The sequence below is a fragment of the Paenibacillus cisolokensis genome, assembly GCF_050481165.1.
Taxonomy (GTDB): Bacteria; Bacillota; Bacilli; order Paenibacillales; family Paenibacillaceae; genus Paenibacillus_AH; species Paenibacillus_AH cisolokensis.
The window spans coordinates 12,697-35,354 of the sequence record NZ_JBCNFP010000073.1 but is presented as its reverse complement, the minus strand read 5'-3'; the positions used below and the strand labels follow the sequence as shown (position 1 = coordinate 35,354).

At 57.8% G+C, this 22,658-nt stretch carries 26 protein-coding genes; all 26 read right to left on the bottom strand.

What is annotated here, in order from left to right; genetic code table 11:
• Window positions 1-21 precede the first annotated feature (21 nt).
• Window positions 22-891, bottom strand: coding sequence for a MinD/ParA family protein (locus ABEV74_RS12535; RefSeq protein WP_430146415.1), 870 nt, complete (start codon window positions 889-891; stop codon window positions 22-24).
• Window positions 884-2,098, bottom strand: coding sequence for a flagellar biosynthesis GTPase FlhF (flhF, locus tag ABEV74_RS12530; RefSeq protein ID WP_062492580.1), 1,215 nt, complete (start codon window positions 2,096-2,098; stop codon window positions 884-886). Before flhF ends, ABEV74_RS12535 begins: the two co-directional genes overlap by 8 nt.
• Window positions 2,095-4,131, bottom strand: a complete 2,037-nt coding sequence (gene flhA / locus ABEV74_RS12525; protein WP_062492579.1) for a flagellar biosynthesis protein FlhA — start codon at window positions 4,129-4,131, stop codon at window positions 2,095-2,097. Before flhA ends, flhF begins: the two co-directional genes overlap by 4 nt.
• A 25-nt stretch (window positions 4,132-4,156) precedes the next feature.
• The gene (flhB, locus tag ABEV74_RS12520; RefSeq protein ID WP_430146413.1) at window positions 4,157-5,254 is read right to left on the bottom strand and encodes a flagellar biosynthesis protein FlhB; all 1,098 of its coding nucleotides are present in this window, start codon (window positions 5,252-5,254) and stop codon (window positions 4,157-4,159) included.
• Window positions 5,255-5,266: 12 nt separating this feature from the next.
• The gene (gene fliR / locus ABEV74_RS12515) at window positions 5,267-6,052 is read right to left on the bottom strand and encodes a flagellar biosynthetic protein FliR (protein ID WP_062496745.1); all 786 of its coding nucleotides are present in this window, start codon (window positions 6,050-6,052) and stop codon (window positions 5,267-5,269) included.
• A 20-nt stretch (window positions 6,053-6,072) separates the two neighbouring features.
• A complete protein-coding gene (gene fliQ / locus ABEV74_RS12510) occupies window positions 6,073-6,342 on the bottom strand; it encodes a flagellar biosynthesis protein FliQ (RefSeq protein WP_062492577.1) in 270 nt (89 codons plus the stop codon).
• A gap of 53 nt (window positions 6,343-6,395) precedes the next feature.
• A complete protein-coding gene (gene fliP, locus ABEV74_RS12505) occupies window positions 6,396-7,145 on the bottom strand; it encodes a flagellar type III secretion system pore protein FliP (RefSeq protein ID WP_430146411.1) in 750 nt (249 codons plus the stop codon).
• A complete protein-coding gene (locus ABEV74_RS12500; RefSeq protein ID WP_430146409.1) occupies window positions 7,142-7,747 on the bottom strand; it encodes a flagellar biosynthetic protein FliO in 606 nt (201 codons plus the stop codon). The genes fliP and ABEV74_RS12500 overlap by 4 nt, the downstream gene beginning before the upstream one ends.
• Window positions 7,748-7,755: 8 nt before the next feature.
• A complete protein-coding gene (locus ABEV74_RS12495; RefSeq protein WP_062492574.1) occupies window positions 7,756-8,118 on the bottom strand; it encodes a response regulator in 363 nt (120 codons plus the stop codon).
• A gap of 24 nt (window positions 8,119-8,142) precedes the next feature.
• Window positions 8,143-9,390: a flagellar motor switch phosphatase FliY gene (gene fliY / locus ABEV74_RS12490; RefSeq protein WP_430146407.1), complete on the bottom strand. Its 1,248-nt coding sequence runs from the start codon at window positions 9,388-9,390 to the stop codon at window positions 8,143-8,145.
• Window positions 9,380-10,381 carry a flagellar motor switch protein FliM gene (gene fliM, locus ABEV74_RS12485; RefSeq protein WP_062492572.1) on the bottom strand — a complete coding sequence of 334 codons (1,002 nt, stop codon included), beginning with the start codon at window positions 10,379-10,381 and terminating at the stop codon, window positions 9,380-9,382. The genes fliY and fliM overlap by 11 nt, the downstream gene beginning before the upstream one ends.
• Window positions 10,382-10,490: 109 nt before the next feature.
• Window positions 10,491-10,946 (bottom strand): flagellar basal body-associated FliL family protein, encoded by a 456-nt coding sequence (locus ABEV74_RS12480; RefSeq protein WP_430146405.1) that lies wholly within the window; start codon window positions 10,944-10,946, stop codon window positions 10,491-10,493.
• On the bottom strand, window positions 10,943-11,170 hold the full coding sequence (locus ABEV74_RS12475; RefSeq protein ID WP_062492570.1) for a flagellar FlbD family protein: 228 nt from the start codon (window positions 11,168-11,170) through the stop codon (window positions 10,943-10,945). Before ABEV74_RS12475 ends, ABEV74_RS12480 begins: the two co-directional genes overlap by 4 nt.
• Before the next feature lie 58 nt (window positions 11,171-11,228).
• On the bottom strand, window positions 11,229-12,047 hold the full coding sequence (gene flgG, locus ABEV74_RS12470) for a flagellar basal body rod protein FlgG (RefSeq protein WP_062492569.1): 819 nt from the start codon (window positions 12,045-12,047) through the stop codon (window positions 11,229-11,231).
• Window positions 12,048-12,131: 84 nt separating this feature from the next.
• Window positions 12,132-12,683, bottom strand: coding sequence for a flagellar hook capping FlgD N-terminal domain-containing protein (locus ABEV74_RS12465; RefSeq protein WP_430146402.1), 552 nt, complete (start codon window positions 12,681-12,683; stop codon window positions 12,132-12,134).
• Between the two features lie 35 nt (window positions 12,684-12,718).
• The gene (locus ABEV74_RS12460; RefSeq protein ID WP_430146400.1) at window positions 12,719-14,233 is read right to left on the bottom strand and encodes a flagellar hook-length control protein FliK; all 1,515 of its coding nucleotides are present in this window, start codon (window positions 14,231-14,233) and stop codon (window positions 12,719-12,721) included.
• Window positions 14,234-14,291: 58 nt separating this feature from the next.
• Window positions 14,292-15,194: a MotE family protein gene (locus ABEV74_RS12455; RefSeq protein ID WP_062492567.1), complete on the bottom strand. Its 903-nt coding sequence runs from the start codon at window positions 15,192-15,194 to the stop codon at window positions 14,292-14,294.
• Between the two features lie 44 nt (window positions 15,195-15,238).
• Window positions 15,239-15,682: a flagellar export protein FliJ gene (gene fliJ, locus ABEV74_RS12450; protein ID WP_062492566.1), complete on the bottom strand. Its 444-nt coding sequence runs from the start codon at window positions 15,680-15,682 to the stop codon at window positions 15,239-15,241.
• A gap of 8 nt (window positions 15,683-15,690) precedes the next feature.
• Entirely contained in the window at window positions 15,691-17,016 is a 1,326-nt protein-coding gene (fliI, locus tag ABEV74_RS12445; protein ID WP_145977195.1) for a flagellar protein export ATPase FliI, read from the bottom strand.
• Entirely contained in the window at window positions 17,003-17,839 is an 837-nt protein-coding gene (locus tag ABEV74_RS12440) for a FliH/SctL family protein (protein ID WP_430146398.1), read from the bottom strand. The genes fliI and ABEV74_RS12440 overlap by 14 nt, the downstream gene beginning before the upstream one ends.
• Window positions 17,832-18,845, bottom strand: a complete 1,014-nt coding sequence (gene fliG / locus ABEV74_RS12435; RefSeq protein ID WP_062492564.1) for a flagellar motor switch protein FliG — start codon at window positions 18,843-18,845, stop codon at window positions 17,832-17,834. Before fliG ends, ABEV74_RS12440 begins: the two co-directional genes overlap by 8 nt.
• A gap of 11 nt (window positions 18,846-18,856) precedes the next feature.
• The gene (fliF, locus tag ABEV74_RS12430) at window positions 18,857-20,428 is read right to left on the bottom strand and encodes a flagellar basal-body MS-ring/collar protein FliF (RefSeq protein WP_430146396.1); all 1,572 of its coding nucleotides are present in this window, start codon (window positions 20,426-20,428) and stop codon (window positions 18,857-18,859) included.
• A gap of 43 nt (window positions 20,429-20,471) precedes the next feature.
• On the bottom strand, window positions 20,472-20,780 hold the full coding sequence (gene fliE / locus ABEV74_RS12425) for a flagellar hook-basal body complex protein FliE (protein WP_062492562.1): 309 nt from the start codon (window positions 20,778-20,780) through the stop codon (window positions 20,472-20,474).
• Window positions 20,781-20,802: 22 nt separating this feature from the next.
• Window positions 20,803-21,249, bottom strand: coding sequence for a flagellar basal body rod protein FlgC (gene flgC, locus ABEV74_RS12420; RefSeq protein ID WP_062492561.1), 447 nt, complete (start codon window positions 21,247-21,249; stop codon window positions 20,803-20,805).
• A gap of 2 nt (window positions 21,250-21,251) precedes the next feature.
• A complete protein-coding gene (gene flgB, locus ABEV74_RS12415; protein ID WP_430146394.1) occupies window positions 21,252-21,662 on the bottom strand; it encodes a flagellar basal body rod protein FlgB in 411 nt (136 codons plus the stop codon).
• Between the two features lie 213 nt (window positions 21,663-21,875).
• Window positions 21,876-22,643, bottom strand: a complete 768-nt coding sequence (gene codY, locus ABEV74_RS12410; protein WP_430146393.1) for a GTP-sensing pleiotropic transcriptional regulator CodY — start codon at window positions 22,641-22,643, stop codon at window positions 21,876-21,878.
• Window positions 22,644-22,658 lie beyond the last annotated feature (15 nt).

The following is a 22,658-nucleotide window of genomic DNA, read 5'->3' as shown; positions in this document are numbered from 1 at the left end:
GTCTCCTCCCATTCATTAGGATCAGAATTTCCGTCCGAACATTCGCTGTATAAATTGTCTGACCCCGCCGCCACGGGAATCCGCGCCCGGCAAATCCAGATATTTGCGCGCCATTTCGGCAATGGCCCGCGAAGCGTCGGCATCCGGATAAGCGACCGTGAACGGCACCTGCTGCCTGACCGCCTTCCGCACATGGACATCGTCACGCACGATGCCGAGCGTCGGCAGCTCCGTTTTCAGAAACCGTTTGGCCGCCATATCGATTTTTTCGGCGGTCGTACGTCCTTCCGCGAAGCTTTCCGCCCGGTTGACGACAAGCCGGAAACGGACGTCTACTTCGAGCGCGAGCACCATTTTGACGAGCGCGTAGGCATCGGTAATGGACGTCGGCTCCGGTGTCGTGACGACGATCGCCTCTTCCGCCGCGGCGATAACCCGGGCCGCTTCCTTGGACAAGCCCGCTCCCGTATCGAACAGAATAATATCGTACCGGCCCTGCAGCTTCCCGATCTGTTCGGTGAAATGATCGAGCTCGTCCGGCGTCAGATCGAGCAAATCCGCGAAGCCGGAGCCGCCGGCGACATAGTGCAGGTTTTCCGGCCCGGTCTGGATAATGTCCCAGATCGTCTTCTCGCGCTTCAGCAGATGGTACAGGCTGTACCGCGACGATTGGCCCATCAGCACGTCCATGTTCGCCATGCCGATATCGGCGTCGAAGACGAGCACCTGCTGACCGAGCCGCTGCAGGCAGAGCGCGAAATTGAGACTGAAGTTGGATTTGCCGACGCCGCCTTTTCCGCTGGTCACCGTGACGATCCGGGTCTGCCGGCCCGCCTCCTGCCGCTCCCGGCGGAGCACGAGATGGCGAAGCGCCTCCGCCTGATCAATCATCGGGAGCATCTCCCAGCAGCTTGGCGACATAACGGTCTGCGCGAAAAGGCTCGATGTCGTCCGGCACCGTCTGTCCCCCGGTAATATAGGCCAACTTGAGCTGATGCTCGAGCACGACGTTGAGGATGCCCCCGTACGTTTCGGTCTCGTCCAGCTTCGTGAACAACGCCTTGGTTACGCCGTATTTGGCGAATTGTCCGGCGATCGCCGTCATATCGGCCGATTTCGCCGTCATGCTGAGCACGAGATACGTGTCGCTCCGGTCGCCCGCGCGCAGCAGGCTGTTCACTTCGGATACGTGAAGCTCGCTGCGGAAATTGCGGCCCGCCGTATCCATGAAGATCAGCTCGCAGTTTTCCAGCTGCCGGAAAGCGCGGTCCAGATCGGCGTGGGAGATGACGACCTCCATCGGCGCGTTCAATATCGACGCATACGTTCTCAGCTGTTCGACGGCGGCAATGCGGTATGTATCGGACGTAATGAAGCCGATCTTGCGCCGGTTCCGGATCGACTGTTCGGCGGCCAGCTTGGCGATCGTCGTCGTCTTGCCCACGCCTGTCGGCCCGACAAAATGGACGACGCGCGTATCCGGCCGAATTCCCTCGTCCACGAGCGGCTCCAGCCAGCCGGTCAGCACCCGGCTCGCGGCTTGCCAGAGCTGCGCCGCATCCGTCTCCGTGCCGGCCTGTTCCTTTTTCCGCAGCTCGTCGAGCAGACGGTCGACCAGTGCCGGCGCCACTTCCTGCGCAAGCAGCCGATCGGATAGCCGGCGCAGCGGACCGGACAGCGATGCGGCCGTGACCGGCAAACGCGACACGTACGCTTTCAGCTCCCGGATTTCTTTCAGCAGCTGCTGTTCCTGCTGCGGGTCGGGCCGGCTTTCGGGCGCCGGGCGCGCCGCAGCAGACGGCCCGGCCGGCGCCTCCTGCGCCGAATCGGGACCGGCCGCTTCCCCTTTGACCGCGTATAACGTCCGCACATTAGAGGACGAAGGCGGAGGCGCCTTTCGCTGCTGCGCGGCCGGTTCCGGCGGCAAAGCGGCTTCGACGGCGGCGATCACCTCGACTTTCCGCTTTCCGAACAACCCGAGAAACCCGCCCGTTTTCAGTTCCTTCGTGTTCAGTATGACCGCATCCTTGCCGAGCTCGCTGCGAATGATCGGCAGCGCCTCGGCCATGGAGCCGGCGACATAACGCTTTACTCTCATAAATTCACCACCCCGACGCTTTGAACTTCGACGTTCGGCTCAAGCTCGCTGTATGAGAGAACCGGCACATCCTGCATCGTCCGTTCGACGATCTGGCGCAAATACATCCGGATAGTCGGAGAAGCCAGAACGATCGGATTTTGTCCGGACTGCGCGACCCGGCTCACCTGCTCGCGGAGCTTATGATAGATTTGCTGCGTGGCGACGGGATCGAGCGCCAGATAGCTGCCCTGTTCGGATTGCTGAACCGATTCCGCGATGCGCTTCTCCAGCCCCGGCCCTACCGTAATGACGCGCAGCGTATCGCCGCCCCCCGAGAATTGCTGGGTAATTTGCCGGGACAGCGCTTGTCTGACGTATTCGGTCAGAACGTTCGGGTCTTTGGTGAATGGAGCATGGTCGGCCAACGTCTCGAGAATCGTGACAAGATCGCGGATCGATATTTTTTCCTTCAGCAGCTTCGCGAGCACCTTCTGCACGTCGCCGATCGACAATAGCGAAGGAATCAGCTCGTCGACAAGCGCCGGATACGTCTCCTTGACGTTTTCGATCAGCGCCTTCGTTTCCTGGCGTCCGAGCAGTTCATGGGCGTGGCGCTTGATCACTTCCGTCAAGTGGGTCGCCACGACCGACGGCGGATCGACGACCGTATAGCCCGCGAGCTCCGCCCGCTCTTTGGTCGTTTCGTCGATCCACAGCGCCGGCAATCCGAATGCCGGTTCCGTCGTTTCGATGCCGATCACGTCGTCATCTTCGATTCCGGGACTCATCGCCAGGTAATGGTTGAGCAGCAGCTCGCCTCTGGCGACCGTATTGCCTTTAATCTTGATGACATATTCGTTCGGCTTGAGCTGGATATTGTCGCGTATCCGGATGACCGGAACGACGAGGCCGAGCTCGAGCGCGCACTGCCTGCGGATCATAATGATGCGGTCGAGCAGATCGCCGCCTTGCTGCGTATCCGCGAGCGGAATGAGCCCATAGCCGAATTCGAATTCGATCGGATCGACCTGAAGCAGGCTGACGACGCTTTCCGGGCTTCTCACTTCTTCGATCTGCTGCTCCTCTTCCATCAGTTCTTCTTGCTGCTGCTTTTTCGTCAGCGTCTGCTGCATCCGCCAAGCGGCGAACGCCACGACCGCCGCGAGCGGCAGCGTCGCGGTCACGCCGATCGGCGTGAACAAGCCGAGCAGCGCGATCGTGCCGGCCACGATATACAGCAGCTGCGGATACCGGAACAGCTGTCCCGTCACATCGTGCGCCAAATTGCCCTCGGAAGCCGCGCGCGTCACGATGAGCCCCGCCGCCGTCGAGATCAGCAGCGCAGGAATTTGGCTGACAAGTCCGTCGCCGATCGTCAAAATGGAATACGTGCTGAGCGACTCTTGGAAGCTCATGTCGTGAATGGCCATGCCGACGACAAATCCGCCGATCAGATTGATAAGCAGAATAATAATCGCGGCGATCGCATCCCCTTTGACAAACTTGCTCGCGCCGTCCATCGCCCCGTAGAAATCGGCCTCGCGCTCGATTTTGGCCCGGCGTTCCCGGGCCTGCTGCTCATTGATCAGCCCGGCGTTCAAATCGGCGTCGATGCTCATCTGTTTGCCGGGCATCGCGTCGAGCGTGAAGCGCGCAGCCACTTCCGCCACCCGCTCGGAGCCTTTGGTAATGACGATAAATTGGACGACGACCAGAATGAGGAATACGATGAAGCCAATCGCAATTTCGCCTCCGGCCACCCAATTGCCGAACGTCTCGATGACTTCCCCGCCTTCCGCATGCTGCAAAATGTTCCGCGTTGTCGAGACGTTAAGCGCCAGACGGAACAGCGTCGTAATGAGCAGAAGCGCCGGGAATATGGAAAAATCGAGCGCGTCTTTCGTGTTCATCGCAATAAGCAGGATGATGAGCGCCAGCGAGATGTTGACGACGAGCAGGATATCGAGCAGTCCGAGCGGCACAGGAATGACCATCATGAGGACGATTCCGATAATGCCGAACAATATGCCCAAGTCCTTGAATGGCTTCATGACGGTCCCTCCCCGTTATCCTTGATTAAGATGATTTGACGCGTCCTTTTATTTTGTAGACGTATGCCAACACCTCCGCCACCGCCTGGAACAGATCGCCCGGAATCATGTCGCCGATATCGGTCCGATCGTAGAGCGCCCGGGCAAGAGGCTTGTTCTCCATCGTCACGACGCCGTGCTCCTTGGCGATCTCCTTGATGCGCAGGGCGACGTAATCCATCCCTTTGGCGACGACGACAGGCGCCTCCATCTCGGACGCGTCATACCGGAGCGCCACGGCAAAATGCGTCGGGTTCGTAATGACGACATCCGCTTTCGGAATCTCCTGCATCATCCGCCGAAGCGCCATCTTGCGCTGCTGCTCCCGAATGCGGCCCTTGATCAGGGGATTGCCTTCGGTTTTTTTGAATTCGTCCTTGATGTCCTGCTTGGACATCCGGATGCTCTTCTCGTATTCGTACCTTTGATACAGGTAGTCCAGAACGGCCAACACGAAGAGCACGGCGCCGATCTGCAGCCCCAGCCTGAGCGTCAGGCTCGCGGCGAATCCGAATATCTCTTCGACCGACAGAAACGAAAGCGACAGCATCCGTTTCCATTCCGAGCTGATCGTCCAGAAGACGAGCAGCCCGATGACGATCAGCTTCAGTACGCTTTTGACGAATTCGACGAGCGAGCGGACGGAAAAAATTTGTTTCAGCCCGTTGATCGGATTCAGCTTGTTCAGCTTCATCTTGAGCGGCTCGCCCGACAGCAGAAAGCCGAACTGTATCAGATTGGCCACGATGGCGACGACGACGGCGATCGCAAAAATCGGCGCCAGCATCAGCCCGACTTCCATCATGACCTGATAAGCGAGCGACATGACGTTGCCGGCCGACAATTCCATCGTGAGCCAGTCTTGCAGCAAATCCCCGAACAGGTGCAGAAGCCGCTCCTTGTAAAACCCGCCGAGCAAGAAAAAACTGAGGAAAGCAAACAGCAGGATGAGCGCTCCGGGCAACTCCACCGTTTTGGCAACCTGGCCTTTTTGGCGGGTCTCCTGCCTCTTCTTCGGCGTCGCTTTCTCGGTCTTCTCCTGATTGAACATTTGCAGATCGAGCTGCCAGCGATACGTCTGCATGCGGCGCGCCCCCTATCCGGATTGTGCCCGGCCTTGCAGCAAGCCGAACAACCGTTCAAGCGAATCGAAAAGATGAACGAACAGCTGCTCGAACAAGCTCGAAAACGCCGGCATCAGCAGCATCAGCATGATCAAGCCGATCAATATTTTGAGCGGAATCCCGATGACGAACACGTTGTACTGCGGTGCGGTTCGCGCCAGAAAACCGAGGCCGACGTCCGTCAGAAACATCGCTACAATGAGCGGCGCCGCGATCTGCAGGGCGATCATAAACGTCTCGGTGAACGTCCGCACAAGAAAGCCGCTAACCCCTCCGGCGTATATTTCCTGAAACAGACGGTTCGACAGCGGCACCCACTGGTAGCTGTCGAGCAGCGCGCGCAGTAAAAAATGGTGGCCGTTCATCGACAAAAAAACGAGCGTCAGCACGATGTATTTGAACTGGCCCATGATCGGCGAGTTGGCGCCCGTAGCCGGATCGAACACGTTGGCCATCGCAAATCCCATCTGCAAATCGATAAACGCGCCCGCCGTCTGGACGGCGGCAAAAAACATGGCGGCCGTAAAGCCGAGAAGAAGGCCGACAAGCACTTCCCGGATAACGAACAATATGTATTCGGCGTCCGGAACGACCGTCTGTTTCATCCCGTATACGAGAAAGACGAGAACCGACACGACAAAACCGAGTCCGATTTTGAACTGCGCCGGTACGGTTCGATGCGAAAACACCGGAGCGACGACAAAAAATGCGGTTATCCGACAGAATATGAGCAAAAAAACAGAAAAACCTTGCAGAATCCATGCCACCGAAAACACGCCTATCCGATGTATTGATGGAGATTGTTAAGCAAGTTGTACGTAAATCCGATCAACGTGTTCAGAATCCACGGTCCGAACAGAATGATCGATACGAGCACGGCGACAATTTTCGGGACGAAGGCAAGCGTCTGTTCCTGAATTTGCGTCGTCGCCTGCAAAATGCTGACGATCAGACCGACGACCAGACCGCTGACAAGCATCGGCGCGCTGGCTTCAAGAATCGTATAGACCGCCCGTCCCGCCAGCCCGATGACGAATTCGGAATTCACGATTGACCTCCTAAAGACTTTGCCCAGGGCAAAGTCACTTCGTAAGCATTGGCTTATTTAAAGCTGAGCAGCAGCGATTGGACGACGAGATACCAGCCGTCCACCAGAACAAACAGCAATATTTTGAACGGCAGCGAGATCATAACCGGCGGCAGCATCATCATCCCCATCGCCATCAGCACGCTCGCTACAATCATGTCGATGACGAGAAACGGAATGAAAATCATAAAGCCCATCTGAAACGCCGTTTTGAGTTCGCTCAGCACGAAAGCGGGCACGAGCACCGTAATCGGAATTTCCTCGTAGCTCGCCGGTTTTTCCGTTTTCGTATAATTCATGAACAGCAGCAGATCTTTCTCGCGCGTATGGGAGAACATAAACTTCTTCATCGGCACAGCCGCCTGCTCGAGCGCTTCGGTCTGGGTCAGCTCGCCTTTCAAATACGGCTGCAGCGCCACTTCGTTCACCTGCGCAATCGTCGGCGACATAATAAAGAAGGTTAAAAACATCGCCAGTCCGATCAGCACCTGGTTCGGCGGCATCTGCTGCGTGCCGAGCGACGTTCTCACGAATCCGAGCACGACGACGATGCGGGTAAAGCTTGTCATCAGCACCAGAATGGCGGGCGCGATGCTGAGCACGGTAATGAGCAGCAGCAAGGACAGCGCGCTCGTTCCCTGTTCGCCCTGACCGTCCCCGATCCGGATGTCGATGGAGGGGAGCGGCTCGGCGAATACCGGCATGCTCCACAGCATGACGGGCAGCAGCATTACGATAAATGAGATCCATGTTTTTTTATTCATTCGTCCGTCAACCGATCACTTTGCTTAGTCTCTTTCAACAGCCGTTCCATCTCACGCTTCCGTTCGGTTTGAAGCTCCAGCTTTTCGCGAAGCGTCCTCTCGAACGAAGCTTCTTCCTCTGCCGGCGATTTGCCGTCCCGGCGCTTGGCGAACTTTTCGATCAGCCACTGCAGCGGAGCGGCGCCAATACCGGATGGCGATTCGGCGCGAAGCGACGCCAGCACCGCTTCCACCTCCGCCCGGTCTTCGATCTTCTCGATCAGCGTGATATCGTCGCCGACGCCGAGCAAATAGATGCGGCCGCCGAACTCCACGGCCTGCAGCGATTTATGCTGTCCGAGCGGCACCCCGCCCAGCTGACGGAAACGGCGATTGGCCCCCCATGTCCACGTGCGCCGGGACAGCCACTTCAGCACGATGACGATCAGTACGATCACGAAAAGCAAGGCGAAGATGACCCAAATGACGCTTCCGGTCATATCCGCCCCGCTGATCATGTCGGGCGGGTGGTCCGAAGTTGCCGCCGGCGCTTCCGCGGCAAGGGCGGACGGCATCGGCAACGCGAAGGCAAAAGGCAAGCCAAAGCCTGCAAACCGCTGCATAGCCGCCTCTACCCGAGCGTCTTCTTGATCGCTTCGATGACGCGGTCCGCCTGGAACGGTTTGACGATGAAGTCTTTGGCGCCTGCCTGAATCGCGTCGATGACCATCGCTTGCTGCCCCATGGCGGAACACATGATGACTTTGGCGTTCGGATCGATTTTTTTGATTTCTTTAAGCGCAGCAATCCCGTCCATCTCGGGCATCGTAATGTCCATCGTGATGAGATCGGGCTTGAGCTCTTTAAACTTTTCGATCGCTTGCATCCCGTCCGGCGCCTCGCCGACGACTTCGTAGCCGTTCTTGGTGAGAATGTCGCGAATCATCATTCGCATAAATGCTGCGTCGTCTACGATCAGAATACGATTTGCCATCTTGTCTATTTCCTCCCGGAATGATTATTGAAGTTTCTGGATTCGGTCCCACTGGCTGACGATGTCCGTGACCCTTACCCCGAAATTTTCGTCGATGACGACCACTTCGCCCTTGGCGATCAGCTTGTTGTTGACAAGGATGTCCACAGGTTCGCCGGCAAGCTTGTCCAGCTCGATGATCGAGCCTTGGGACAACTCCAATATCTCTTTAATCTGCTTCTGGGTTCTTCCCAGCTCAACCGTCACTTTCAACGGAATATCGAGCAGCAAATTCAGGTTCGTCTCGTCGACCTGCGCGTATGACGGCTGCCCGAAATTGGCGAATTGAACAGGCTGTACGTTCACATTGCGATGGCTTGCGGCGCCGTATGTATGCGGATGCTGCTGTCCCGGCTGCTGAGCGCTGGCTCTGGCGAACGCCTCGCCGTAATCCGGCTGCGGCGGCGCTGCCGCATAAGGCGGCGATTCGGGCTGAGGCAGCTCGACCGCAGCCGCCGCAGCGGCCGCTTCTTGAGCGGCGGAGGAGCTTTCCTCGAGCGCGCGGGTCTGTGCGGTATCCGTCTGCTCGTCAACCGCGCTGCCGCCCATCAGCGCCGCCACCATCTCCTTGGCGAACGATACCGGAAGCAGCTGCATAATCGTCGAATCGATCAAGTCGCCGATCGTCAAGCGGAACGATACTTTAATGAATACGTCGACCGGCGGCAAATTACCGACACCGTCTCCTTTGGAGACGTCGAGAATATCGATCGCGGGAGGCGAAATATTGACCAACCGGTTGAAAATGGTGGACATGGACGTTGCGGACGAGCCCATCATCTGGTTCATCGCTTCCTGCACGGCGCTGATATGAATTTCGTTCAGCGCCTCTTCGGATATCGCGCCTTCGCCGCCCAGCATCAGATCGGCGATAACCTGGGCGTCCCGCGTCTTGATGACGAGCGAGTTGATGCCTTGAAAACCTTCGACATAGCTGACATGTACGGCCACATGCGGCTTCGGAAACACATCGCCGAGCTCGTCGCGGTGGACGATCGACACCTTCGGCGTCGTAATGTCCACTTTTTTGCCCAGCAATGTTGATAACGCGGTCGCCGCACTGCCGAACGTAATATTTCCGATTTCTCCCAACGTATCCTGCTCGATGGGCGACAAATACGTTTCAATGTCCCTGTCGCCCGCATCGGCAGCCTGAGCCCCGTCGGACTCTCCCGCCGTCTGGCGCAGCAGAGCGTCGATTTCCTCCTGGGACAAATAGTCTTTACTCGTCATAATCTTCCTCCGCTCCCTCGCTGACAATTTCGTTCACCTGAACGGCAAGTCGGTCTTTCACCGATCCGGGGCTGCCGATAAACTTGACTTTATTGCCCACTTTGATCTTCAGACCTTCGCCGACCGGTTTGTTCAGCGCGATGACATCTCCGACCGACAAGCTTAAAAATTCGTTTATCGTAATCGTCGATTCACCGAGCTCGGCCACGATCGGCAGCTTCGCCCTGCTCACGCGCTGCTCCAGCATTTCCACTTCTTCGGGCGCGCGCGTTTTTTTCTGGGACACGAACCAATGATGGACCGACAGGCGCGGCATAATCGGTTCGATCACGACGTGAGGGATACACAGGTTGATCATCCCTGTCGTGTCCCCGATTTTGGTGCTGAGCGATATGAGCGCAATGGTCTCGTTCGGCGATACGATTTGCATAAATTGCGGATTCGTTTCCAGCGCCTCCAGCCTCGGCGAAATGTCGATCACCGTTTTCCACGCTTCCTGCAAGCTTTCAAACGTGCGGCTGAAAATACGCTCCATAATAATGGTCTCGATTTCGGTCAGCGCATTGATTTTCGAAGGCGCCGTACCTTGTCCGCCCAGCAGACGGTCCAGCATCGCGTAGGCGACGTTCGGATGAACTTCCAGCACCATGCGCCCTTCAAGCGGCTCCGCCTCGAAAATGTTCAATATCGTCATTTTCGGAATCGAGCGGATAAACTCGTCATACGGCAGCTGCTCGACTTGCACGACGTTGATCTGCACGAAGGTGCGAAGCTGCGCCGAGAAATACGTCGTCAAGTAGCGCGCGAAGTTTTCGTGGATTCGCGTCAAGCTGCGGATATGGTCTTTGGAGAACCGGACGGCCCGCTTGAAGTCGTAAGCCCGAATGCGCTTCTGGGTTTCCTCCTTCTTCAGCTCTTCGGCATCCATTTCTCCGGAAGAGAGAGCGGCCAGCAAAGCGTCTATTTCGTTCTGCGACAATACATCGACCAAGTGCACTCACCTCCTGATGCTTTAGCTTTAGCGTCAGCACAAGCCGGATCGCAAGCGTGAACGCCCTTCGCCGTCTTTTATGCGGAGAAGCCCGTTTCGCGCCGTTTCGCTACAGCTGTGTCAAAAAGAAATTGGTAATGTCGACTTTGACCACTTTCCCGCTGGGGAGCACTTCGTTGATCGATTGAAGCAGCTTGGCTCCGAGCGCATCCTGGCCTTTGGAACCGTTCAGTTCCTCCGCCGTCATGTCCGCCAGCGTCCGGTTGATGATGGGCCGGATTTGAATGTCTTTCACCTTGTCGAAATCGGCCTTCGCTTTTTTGCTGTCCAGTTGAAACGCAAAGCTGACGACAACGACGTAATCGGGGTCCAGCAAATTGCGTTTGATATCGGTAATCTCGGAGGTAACCTCCACCCGTTCATCCGCGGTCAGCGTCTTCTTTTCGGCCGTTTTCGTTTCCTTCAGATCGCTGCCGAGAAGCGAATCGAATACGACGATGGACACGACCGCGATGAGCGTAATGGCAAGCAAAATCGTGATCAGCCAGGGCAGCATTTTTTTCATGTCGATGATCCCTCCGAATATCCGCTCTTTTGGTTCGCCGCATAGAAGCCGACCGCCCCGAGATAATCTTGAACGAGCGCGATAATTTCCGGTGTATTTTCCCGCACGATTATTTTTTTGCCCGTCGTCAGCGTCACGACCGTATCGGGCGTTTCTTCGACCGTTTCGATCAGCAGCGCGTTGACGGTTACTTTCGTACCATTGAGCCTCGTAACGGTAATCATCCATTTCCTCCTCGAATGCCGGGGAAGGGCGTAGCGCTTCCCCGGCCGGCTTCACGGCTTATCGTTTCAGGTTGACAACTTCCTGGAGCACTTCGTCGGAGGTTGTAATGATTCGGGAATTGGCCTGGAAGCCGCGCTGCGCGATAATCATCTCGGTAAATTCGCCCGTCAGGTCGACGTTCGACATTTCCAGTTGTCCGGCGATAATCGCTCCGGTACCGGCTTCCGGATCGTTCGCTCCGACCACTTCAATATCTTCCAGGTTGGAGTTGCCGGTAGGCCGGTACATATTGCCGCCGATTTTCTCCAGGCCGTTCGGGTTGTCGACCATCACGAGGCCGATGCGAAACTCGGTCGGCTCGCTCGTCCCGTCCTGATAAACGGCATTAATGGTACCGTCTTGCCCGATCGTGAACGCCGTTACCTCCTCCGGCAGCACGATCGGCTCCCCGCCTTCGGCGAGCACGAAATAGCCGTCCGCCGTCACCAGCTGCCGGGCGGCGTCAAGCGTGAAATTGCCCGCGCGCGTCAAATATGGCACTTCCTGATCGGCATTGGCGATAACGGCGAAAAAGCCGTCGCCGTCGATCCGCAAATCGGTCGCGACGTTCGTCGTCATGGCGCTGCCGGGCGTATGTACGGTGCCGATCGATCCGACGGTAACGCCTAGACCGATCTGCTTCGAATTGACGCCGCCGATCTCGCCTTCCTCGGGACGGGTAATGCCGGCAACCGTCTGGCTCATAATGTCCTTGAACATGACCCGCCCGGCTTTGAAGCCGATCGTATTGACGTTGGCGATGTTGTTGCCGATAACGTCAAGCTTCGTCTGAAAGCCCTGCATGCCGGACACGCCGGAATACATCGATCTGATCATTTACATGATTCCTCCTTTATATAATGGATACGATTGGCTTGCATTCAATCGCGCTTCATGCCGATGTCGCCGAATCCAGCGCCGTCACGCACCCGCTTCGCCGCCGGTTCCGGCATCCGCCTCTTCCTCCGGCGGCTCTTCGGGCTGTTCGCCCCCGTCCGGCGTATTCGAGATCGAAATGAGCTCGTCGATCGGCACTTCCGTCGTCCCTGCCACGACATACTGGATGCCGTCCCGAAGCAGAATCGAATCGACGACCCCTTTCTTCGTTTCCATGCTGCCGTCGATCAGCTCGTCCCATTCCACAGTCTTGCCGATCAGGTTGGAGTTCGCGCCCAGATTTTGGCGAAGCAGCGATATTTCCTCCGCCATATTCATCAGCTGCTCCAATGACGTAAATTGGGCCATCTGCCCGATAAATTCGGTGTCCTGCATCGGCGCCATCGGATCCTGGTGGCGCAGCTGGGCGACCAAAATTTTCAGAAACTCGTCTTTGCCCAGTTGGCCGCCTGCGTTGTTTTGCCCGACCCTCGCGACATTGGCGGTGTTATAGTAAGGCCATACGTTATTTGTCGGAATGGCGTTGTCCGCCATATGCGTCACCTCCGTTCCGCCTTGCGTCAGCCGCGGAATCATGACTGCGAAGCGTCTGCCGGCTTAGTCCGGCCGGCTCAGGCCGTAACGCTGATCGCCCGGCCGTACCCCAGCTCGCGCTTTATGTTCAGCTCGGCCAGTTCGGCTTCAAACGCGTTCTCCTCGCTAAAGCTTCCATCCGTTCCGTCCCGGCCGACGGACCGGTCGTCCCGGCCATGTCCCCGATCATGCTGCCTGCTGTCCAGTTCCGAGGAAAAGCCGTCTCCGTCCCGGTACGTCACATCCAGTGAATCGACCTGCAAGCCTTGCTGCTGCAAAGCGGCGCGCAGCTGCGGCAGCTGGCTGTCCAGCATTTCCTTGGCCATCGGCGTATCGGTGACGAACTGGGCGGCAAGCTGCCCTTTCCGGACCGTCAGCTTCACTTCCAATTGACCGAGATGCTCGGGAGAAAGCGACAGCCGCGCCTCCGATCGGCCTTGAGCCAGCGTAATGTCGAATCGCTGCACGATATAGGTATTCATCGTGTCGGCAAACTTGGTGGCAGGGATGTAAACCGGCGTTTCGGCTTTCGGCGCGAACGCCGCGGCAGGACGTTGGCCTTCTGCGGCTACGCTGTTCGCGGCAGGCAATTGGGCCGGCTGACCGAACGTCTCGGCAGGCGGCGTCGGCTCTTCCGTCTGCTGCGTGCCGCCCGATGCCGCTACGACGGCCGCCAGCACGTTCGGCTGTACCGGCTGCTGCGCAAGACGCCGGAGCAGGCGGCTGCCGTCCGTTTGTTCCTGCGCTGCAATGGCAACCGTCGGCCCGGGTGACGGTTCCGCCGGCTGAAGCCGGATCGGCGCTTCGATCCGGACATGCGGCTGCCGGCTCTGGCGTTCCGCCGAAACGTCGCCGGCGTACGGCGCTTCACCGGCCGGTCCGGCTTGACCGGCTTGGCCGGCAGGGCCTGTTTGGCCGGCGGCGCCATTTTCGAACAGCAGCCCCTGCAGCTTCTGCAGCTGTCCGGCGATCAGCGCATACGTCTCGCGATGGCCCATGCGCGCCGTTCCGGATTCCAGTGACGATTGCAGCTGAAGCAGCGCTTCCCCGATATTCAGCTGCAGGGTGCGCCATTCGGCTTCCGTACGGCCCGATGGGGCCGCGGCAGTCCCGTCCGCGAGCTGCGCGTAAGCGGCGGCGGGCGGCGCCGGATAGGCTTCCGGCTGGATGCCGAGCAGCGCAAGCAGCGCTTCCAGCTGTTCGAACGCCTGTTCGTAAGAAGCGAACAGTTCTTCCCCTGTGCCATTGTCCGCAATCGGAGACTGCTCCTCCAGCTGCTCGAGCAGATCGGCGATTTGTCCGAGCAGCATATCGAGCGTGACGCTTTCGTCCGGCTGTCCGGCCGCAGTTGCCGGCACAAGCGCGGCAAGCGGACCGGCCGCGCTCGTTTCCGCACCGGCCGCTTTTCCGTTCCCCGCTCCGATGTGATAGACCAGCGTCTGGCCGAAGCTCGCCGATGCCGCGGCGGAAGCCGCCGGCAATGCGGATTCGGATCCTGCCGGCGTGCGTCCGACCGGCATAGATACGATGGCGGCAGGAATATTCATCATCATTGTTCACCTCCTTTCGAGGCGCAAACGAAGCCGTCGATGTCTCATCCGGGCGCAGCCTTTATTTCCCCGCCATCAGTTTCGATACGAGTTGGGCCGTCACCGCATCGTCGGCTTCGGCCATCGCCGCCAAAATGCCCGAACGCGCCCGATCGTCCAGCGCGCTCAAAATGCGCAGCACTTTGCTCGGACTGACTTCCGACATTTTGAGCAGCAGCGCCCCCGCCTGCTTCGGGTCCATGGAAGAGAACGTCGCCTGCAGCTGCCCGTCTTCCAGCAGCACGGAACCGGCTTTCTGCCCGGCAGTGCCGGTCGCGTTGGCCCTTGCCTGCAGCGCGGCCATCTGCCGGTCTTTAACCGGCAACAAATCCTTGAGCCTCATGGACGCTTCCGCCGCCGTCTGCGGGGTCAGCTTCTCCATAATTTTCGACCGGCTGCTGGCCTTCATCGAATCGAGAACGAGCACGAGCTCTTCCATCGTCAAGCTTTCCAGTATCGGGGCCGCTTTGCTCGGCGACATATCCGCATACATGGCGGCGAGTTCTTTGATTCTCGCCTCATACTGCTCCTCTTCGAGCCGTTCGGCTTCGTTCCGCTGCGTGATGTCCGCAATTTCCTTCTGCAGCTCAGCAATCGAAGCGTCCAGTTTTTGCTTTTCCTCGGCAAGCTGGGCAAGCTGCGCTTCTTTCTCGTCGAGCATCGCCTGCAGCTGCTTCACTTTCTCTTCCTGGCTTTCGGTCTTGGCCGTTTCCGCTTCCTTCCCGGCATCGCCCGGTCGAGGCTCGGGTGCGGGCAGCACATTGCTGAGCAAAGGGATGGCACCGCCGATTTCCAGCAGCTTATTGCGGACATCGAAATTGAACAGCGTCAGCAGTACGCCAAGCAGCACCAGCGTGAACAGAATCGGCGTCAAAAAAAACATGATCCGCTCAAAAGCGCTGTACCCCTGTTTCTCCGTTTCCATTCGTCAGTTCCCTCCCTTCCCTGCACAACGGCCCGTCACCGGCGTCATCGGGCCGCCATGACGAAACGGGCGGTCGCCATATCGTCCAGCTCGTTCTGCTCGCGCTTCAGACCGGCGCTGCGGAACTGGTCGAATGCACGGTCTTTGGCCTTCATCCATACTTTCTCGTCCTTCATTTTGTCCGTCAGATGCGACCGGCTCCGGTCTACCGCCTGGCGCGCCTCCCGCACCTCCGCTGTTTTGCGGGATATGCGGGCGTCCAGGGCGTCGAGATAGGTCTGAATCAGCTGGAGCTCGGCAAGCGGCACCGCCGTCTCCGCCGCTTCCTGAATCCGGCGCGTCCAGATGGCGCGCTGCTCCAGAAGCTGCTCCAGCGACAGTTCTTCGGCCTGAAGCTTGCCGATCGCGGCCGACAACAGCCACTCGGCCTGGGTTTTCTCGCTCGATTTCAGATCGACGATTTTCTGATACGGATAGTGAAATTTCATCTGCCGGTTCAACTCCTGTAAAAGTCGCGAATCAAACGATCGCGCGCTTCTTCGAAACTCACTTTTTCGTCCGTTTTTTGCCGGGTGAAGCTTTGGATCTGTCCGAAATATTCGATTGCTTTGTCAATTTCTTCGTTCGACCCCCGCTGATACGCCCCAATATGGATCAGATCTTCCGAATCTCTATAAACAGCAAGCAATCTTTTCAATTCACGGGCGGCTTCCTGCTGCTCTTCGGAGACGATGTCTTTCATCACCCGGCTGACCGAGCTTAAAATATCGATCGCCGGAAAATGTCCCTTGTTCGCCAGGCTTCGCGACAGCACGATATGTCCGTCGAGAATGCCGCGCACGGCATCCGCGATCGGCTCGTTCATATCGTCGCCGTCCACCAGCACGGTGTAGAAAGCGGTAATGGAACCGGTCGGCCCCGTGCCGGCGCGTTCCAGCAGCTTCGGCAGATTGGCGAACACCGATGGCGTATAGCCGCGGGTCGCCGGCGGCTCCCCGATGGCGAGTCCGACTTCCCGCAGCGCCATCGCGTAGCGGGTGACCGAGTCCATCATCAGCATGACGTCAAGTCCCCGGTCGCGAAAATATTCGGCGATCGTCGTGGCGATCAGCGCGCCCTTCATCCGGACAAGCGCCGGCTGGTCGCTCGTGGCGACGACGACGACCGAGCGGGACAGCCCTTCGGGGCCAAGATCCTTCTCGATAAATTCGAGCACCTCGCGCCCCCGTTCGCCGATGAGCGCGATGACGTTGACGTCGGCCGATGTGTTGCGCGCGATCATGCCGAGCAGCGTGCTCTTGCCGACGCCGGAGCCGGCAAAAATGCCGACCCGCTGCCCGCGTCCGACCGTGAGCAGGCCGTCGATCGCGCGGACGCCGATTCCGATCGGCTCCGTGACGCGCGGACGCATCAACGGATTGCCGGGCTTGTTGTCTGTCGGGTAATGCGGCATCCGGCTTGGAAGGATGGAGCCGTCGAGCGGCTTGCCCAAGCCGTCGAGCACTTTGCCGAGCAGCTCGGAGCCGACCTGCACGGTCAACGGTTTTCCGGTTCCGACGACGTCGCACCCGGGACCGATCGCGGAAAGCTCGCCAAGCGGCATGAGAATCACTTTATTGTCCCGGAAGCCGACCACTTCCGCCATAAGCGGCTTGGCCGATTTCGTCGGATAGATGTAGCATACGTCGCCGACGCTGGCATCCGGCCCTTCCGATTCGACCGTCAACCCGATCACTTGCGTTACTTTGCCGTTGACACGGACGGGGTCCAGCGTGCGCAAATGTTCGATATACTTGCCCGCCTCCGGCCTAACGATGTTCATGGTCGTCCTCCCGCTCGTCGTGCTGCAGCGCGAGATGGATCAGCTCCCGCTTGATTTCCGCCAACTGCGTATCGATGCGGGCGTCGATGCTGCCGAATGCGGATCGGATGACACAGCCTTTGTCGCCGACGCTGGCGTCGGGCAATATTTGCAGCTCGGCCTGCGAATCGATCGCAAGCGTCAATTCCTCGCGGGCCGCCTGCACGAACGCGAGCCGTTCCGGAGCGACGCACAGTGTAATGACGCCCTGTTCGCGGCGGCGCGAAAGCGATTTGCGAATCAGGTCGAGGCTCCATTCGGGTTCGATAGTCAGCTGCCTGTCAATAATTTTTTCGGCGATGGCGCAGCTCAAATCGACCAGAAACGGTTCAGCCTCCTGAATGATCTGGTCGCGAATCCGGTAGGCCGTTTCGAGCAATTCCCGCGCCGAGGCGATCGCCTGTTCCCGCTGCTCCCTTAGCTCGTTCTCGCTGAGCGCCTTGCCTTCGGCATAGCCGCGGTCGGTAGCGGCGGCGCGCGCCTCCTCGATGATGCGCTCGTCTTCGGCCCTTCTTTCGCTCCACCACTGCTCGATGCGCGCCTTCGCTTCTTCGAGCATCTGTTCCGCCTGCACCGCGGCATCCCGGATGCGCTCCTCGGCGAACGCCTGCGCGTCGGCCAGCAGCTGGTCGCGAAGCGAAACCGTCTCTTCGTCCGGCTCGGCGATTGCCGGATTCGCCGGAGGCTGCGCGGTATCGGCAGGGGGCGTATACCGGATCGGCGCCGCAATTTCTCTGCGGTCTCCCGCCGGCACGACATGCGACGATTTGATCAGGTTAGACAATGATGTCATCTCCTCCGCCGCGGGCGATTATAATTTCGCCGGCTTCCTCGAGCCTGCGGATCGTCGCTACGATGCGCGTTTGCGCTTCTTCGACGTCACGCAGCCGGACGGGGCCCATATATTCCATCTCTTCCTTGAACGTCTCCGCCATCCGCTTGGACATATTCCGGAAGATGGCGTCGCGCACCTCTTCGCTTGCCACTTTAAGCGCAAGCTGAAGATCCGCATTTTCGACGTCGCGGATAATACGCTGAATCGAACGATTGTCGATGTTGACGATATCTTCGAAGACGAACATCCGCTTCTTGATTTCTTCGGCCAGCTCGGGGTCCTGTATTTCCAGCGCGTCCAGTATCGTGCGCTCCGTCCCCCGATCGACGCCGTTCAAAATTTGCACGATCGAGTCGACGCCTCCCGCGGTCGTATAATCCTGCGTAACGGTCGCGGACAATTTCTGTTCGAGCACCCGCTCGACCTGCGAAATCACTTCGGGCGACGTGCTGTCCATCAGCGCGATTCGCCGCGCCACTTCCGCCTGCTTGTCCTGCGGAAGCGAAGACAGAATTTGCGAAGCCTGCTCCGGCTGCAAATACGATAAAATGAGCGCGATCGTCTGGGTGTTCTCGTTCTGGATGAAATTCAAAATTTGCGTCGGTTCCGCCTTTCGTGCAAAATCGAACGGGCGAACCTGCAGCGTCGCCGTCAGCCTATTGATGACCTCGGTCGCCTTCTGCTCGCCGAGCGCCTTCTCCAGAATGTCTTTGGCGTACGCAATCCCGCCCTGCGTAATATATTCCTGGGCGAGGCATATCTGATGAAACTCGTCCAATATTTGTTCCCGTTCCGCGCTGTCCACCTTGCGGACATTGGCAATCTCCAGCGTCAACTGTTCGATCTCTTCTTCGCGCAGGTGCTTGAAAATTTGGGCGGATACTTCCGGCCCCAATGTGATCAGGAGAATGGCCGCTTTCTGGCGTCCGGTCAATCCATGCATCGCTTTTGCCATAAGCTCCTCCTTCATTCATCCGCAAGCCAGGTGCGAAGCAGGTTGACAAATTCATCCGGCTTGCGCTTGGCAAGCGACTCGAGATTTTTGCGCGCCTGATTCTCGCCTCCGACGTTTTCGAGATCGAGAGTCGGGTATTCCACTTTCGTCGGAATCGGAAGCTCCTCCGTTTCCTCCTGCTGCTTCCGTCTGCGCGCGATAACGTAGGCCGCTCCGCCGACAAGCGCAAGCGCCGCCGCCCCGATGCCGACCCACCATGCCAGAGACAAGCCCGCTTCGCCTTGCTCTCCTTCTTCTGCCGCGAATTCCTGGGCAATCAGCGTCACTTTCTTCGCCATCAGTTCGTCGTTCGTGACGTCCTGGCCGGAATCGACGAGCTGGCCCCGAACCAGATTGACGATGGACGTCTGCACCTGATTCAGCTGCTCCTCGCTGAGCGACGACGCTTTAATGCCGACGCTGATCGCCAAATCTTTGACGACGAACGGAGCGGACTCGATTTTGTTGTGGACCCGGCTCACTTCGTAATTGGTCGTCCGGCTCGTTTCTTCGGAAGAACTCGTTCCCGCGCCTTCCGTCGCCTGGTAGCCGGGAATATCGGTTTCGCCCGTGCCGACGACGCCGCCCGTTCCCGCACCGCTCTGTCCGGTGACCGACCGCGAAGTTTCCTGCTCGCTGATAATGATGCCGTTGTTGTCGTTGTTTTCGAGCGGCCGCACAAGGTTTTCTTCCGTGCTTCTCCGGTCGAAATTGAGGCTGCTCGCCACGCTGACGACGACGTTGTCCGCCCCGACGATCCGGCCGAGGAACTGCTGAATGTTGCGCTTCAGATCCGTTTCGTATTTGCGCTGAATTTCGAACTGCTTGTCGACCGTTCCGACCGCTCCACCTGTCCCGGTCAGCTTCTCCGAAGGAAGCAGCTCGCCTGCCGGACTGGAGATCGTAATGTCTTCGATGGCCAGCTTCGGCACGGCCGTCCGGACCAGATTGAAATAGCCGTCCACTTCTTCCTGAGACGGACGGTAGCCGGTCTTGAAATTGATGCGAATCGAGGCCGAAGCCCGTTCCTGATCCTCCGGAACCATAAATACCGACTCTTCGGGCAAATTGACGAGCACGTTCGAGCTTTGCACGCCCTGCATCCCGTTCAGCAGCCGTTCGATCTCGCCGTTCAGCGCATTGCGGTATTTGACGTTGAACTCGTTGTCCGTCATCCCGAACTGGGAAGCGCCGGTATTGAAAGCCTCGAATCCGATCGTGCCGTTCTGGACCAGGCCTTGCGACGCGACATCCACTTTAACGCGGGACGCCACCGCGCTCGGTACGGAGATGCTGTCTCCGTTCGGCGACAGCTGATAAGAAATGCCGTTGCTGTCCAAATAATTCATAATGGCGGCCGCATCGGTCGCATCCAGATTTTGAAACGCGACTTCGTACTCCGTTTTCGAAAAGATAAAGGTCAGCATTACGACCGACAACAATAACACGCCGGCCGTCGCTCCGAGCCACAGTTTCTGTTTTTTGCCCATCTGGCCCCAAACTTGCCGGAGCTTTTCGCGGTAGTGGGCTAGCTTCTCTTTCACATCGTCACCTCACACAGATACTTTGCCATGTCGAATAGTGCAATTAGATCTGCATCCGCATGATTTCCTGGTAGGCCTCGACGGCCTTGTTGCGGATTTGTGAGGTCAGCTGGAGGCTGAGCAGCGCCCTTTCCGCCGTTATCGCGACTTGAGATATGTCGACTTCCCCTAATAAAAACTTGTCGTTCATGGTATGTACGCTTTGTTCCAGCTCACTGACGCCGTCGATCGCATTTTTCAGCATTTCCCCGAACGATCGGGATACGTCGGCAGGCGTCGGTTCTTTTCTGATCGCCGCCCCTCCCGTTTCAAGCGAATGCCGGACTGGGCCTAGCGCCATCGGTTCAATCATAAACGATCCTCCTTACGATTCACTATTTGCCGATCTCCAAAGCTTTCATGAACATCGCCTTCGACGCGTTCAAAGCCGTGACGTTAGCCTCATAAGAACGCGTTGCCGAGATCATGTCCACCATTTCTTTCATAATGTCGACATTCGGCATCATGACGTAGCCGTTCTCGTCGGCGTCGGGATGAGTCGGATTATAGACCGGCCGCAGCGGCGACTGGTCCTCGACGATGCGCGTCGCTTTCACGCCGCCCGCCGCGCCGCCGTTCAGCTCCCTGTTCAGCATATCCGAGAAGCTCGGCTTCATCGGCTCCATGACAACCATTTTGCGTTTGTATGGCACGAACCGGCCGTCGACATAAGCGGCTCTTGTCGTCTCCGCGTTCGCGATATTCGAAGCGATCACATCCATCCGCAACCGTTGGGCGGTCAGAGCCGAAGCGCTCGCATCAAATCCGTTGTTCAGCTTCACGATTATACCCTCCCGTCGATTCCGACGCGCAGCATCCGGATCTCATGATTGACCTGCTGCACGTAGGCGTTGTACAAGAGTTGGTTTTTCGCCATTAACGAAGCTTCGCGGTCCATATCGACATTGTTCAAATTGTTGTTCATGACAGAAGTTTCATCGGTGACGATGAGAGGCTGCGGTACTGCGACATCATACCCAATCGGAAGGTGGCGGGATTCGGTCCTTCTACCCACAATCGGGTTCGCCCCCTCCTTTATGACTTCCTCCAATAGTTCCTCAAAGAGAACGTCGGAGCGTTTGAAATGAGGCGTGTCAACATTTGCTAAATTGTTAGATATTACCTGTTGCCGCTGCCCGGCAGCCAAAATGGCGGTTTCCAGACGTCGAAATTCGGCACCATTCAACAAATTCACGCACTATTCCCCACTTTCTCTCATGCTGAAATTAAAATTCCACAATTTCTTTCGCATTCCTTCTTTCTTTGACAGATTAACATTAAAAAAATGAGAACAGAATGTCGATATTTGCCGACATCATAATCTTCCTCAATTTAGTATTTTATTACAATAAGAAAAAAGCCCTATCTTTTTGCAAAGATAGGGCTCTTATAGTTAAATAGTCCCAATTTAGTTTTTGTTTTTTTCCAACTCTTGAAGCAGTTGGGGATTAAGGATGCGGATGTATGTGCCCTTCATGCCGAGCGACCGGGTCTCGATCACGCCGGCGCTTTCCAGCTTGCGAAGCGCATTAACGATAACCGAACGGGTAATGCCGACACGGTCGGCAATTTTGGAAGCCACAAGGAGTCCTTCCTTCCCATCCAATTCGTCAAATATATGTTCGACCGCTTCCATTTCGCTGAATGACAAAGATCCGATGGCGACAGCTACGACCGCCCGGCTGCGCGCCTCCATCTCCACCTCTTCGGCCCGCTCGCGCAAAATCTCCATCCCGACGATGGTCGAACCGTATTCGGCGAGCACCAGATCATCATCTCCGAACGGTCCCGACTGGCGCGTAAGTACGAGCGTTCCGAGGCGATCGCCTCCGCCGGTGATCGGAACGACCGTCATAATTTCATGGCCGGACAACGAAGGGAATGTCTCCATGATGCCGGCGTCGGGGGCGACGTTCGTTACCGGTTCGTTCATAAGCAGAAACCGCCGGTTGCTGTCCGTCGGAAACCGCAGTTCGCCGGACATCGATTTGAGCAGATCGTGGTCGTAGGCGGCATAAGCCGCGCAGCCCAAAATTTTTCCCTTGCGGCTGACGACGAACACATTCGATTGAATGGTCGAACTCAACACTTCCGCCATCTCTTTGAAATTGAGCGCCTTTCCGGCCGCGCGCTGCAGCAGCCGGTTCAGCGTTCTGGTTTTAGTCAATAACGTCATGCCTGTGGCCTCCCA

Coding starts and splice junctions, on each gene's coding strand:
- ABEV74_RS12535 (WP_430146415.1), bottom strand. CDS start 891: ATGATTGATCAGGCGGAGGCGCTTCGCCATCTCGTGCTCCGCCGGGAG.
- flhF (WP_062492580.1), bottom strand. CDS start 2,098: ATGAGAGTAAAGCGTTATGTCGCCGGCTCCATGGCCGAGGCGCTGCCG.
- flhA (WP_062492579.1), bottom strand. CDS start 4,131: ATGAAGCCATTCAAGGACTTGGGCATATTGTTCGGCATTATCGGAATC.
- flhB (WP_430146413.1), bottom strand. CDS start 5,254: ATGCAGACGTATCGCTGGCAGCTCGATCTGCAAATGTTCAATCAGGAG.
- fliP (WP_430146411.1), bottom strand. CDS start 7,145: ATGAATAAAAAAACATGGATCTCATTTATCGTAATGCTGCTGCCCGTC.
- ABEV74_RS12500 (WP_430146409.1), bottom strand. CDS start 7,747: ATGCAGCGGTTTGCAGGCTTTGGCTTGCCTTTTGCCTTCGCGTTGCCG.
- ABEV74_RS12495 (WP_062492574.1), bottom strand. CDS start 8,118: ATGGCAAATCGTATTCTGATCGTAGACGACGCAGCATTTATGCGAATG.
- fliY (WP_430146407.1), bottom strand. CDS start 9,390: ATGACGAGTAAAGACTATTTGTCCCAGGAGGAAATCGACGCTCTGCTG.
- ABEV74_RS12480 (WP_430146405.1), bottom strand. CDS start 10,946: ATGAAAAAAATGCTGCCCTGGCTGATCACGATTTTGCTTGCCATTACG.
- ABEV74_RS12475 (WP_062492570.1), bottom strand. CDS start 11,170: ATGATTACCGTTACGAGGCTCAATGGTACGAAAGTAACCGTCAACGCG.
- flgG (WP_062492569.1), bottom strand. CDS start 12,047: ATGATCAGATCGATGTATTCCGGCGTGTCCGGCATGCAGGGCTTTCAG.
- ABEV74_RS12465 (WP_430146402.1), bottom strand. CDS start 12,683: ATGATTCCGCGGCTGACGCAAGGCGGAACGGAGGTGACGCATATGGCG.
- ABEV74_RS12460 (WP_430146400.1), bottom strand. CDS start 14,233: ATGATGATGAATATTCCTGCCGCCATCGTATCTATGCCGGTCGGACGC.
- ABEV74_RS12455 (WP_062492567.1), bottom strand. CDS start 15,194: ATGGAAACGGAGAAACAGGGGTACAGCGCTTTTGAGCGGATCATGTTT.
- fliJ (WP_062492566.1), bottom strand. CDS start 15,682: ATGAAATTTCACTATCCGTATCAGAAAATCGTCGATCTGAAATCGAGC.
- fliI (WP_145977195.1), bottom strand. CDS start 17,016: ATGAACATCGTTAGGCCGGAGGCGGGCAAGTATATCGAACATTTGCGC.
- fliG (WP_062492564.1), bottom strand. CDS start 18,845: ATGGCAAAAGCGATGCATGGATTGACCGGACGCCAGAAAGCGGCCATT.
- fliE (WP_062492562.1), bottom strand. CDS start 20,780: ATGATTGAACCGATGGCGCTAGGCCCAGTCCGGCATTCGCTTGAAACG.
- codY (WP_430146393.1), bottom strand. CDS start 22,643: ATGACGTTATTGACTAAAACCAGAACGCTGAACCGGCTGCTGCAGCGC.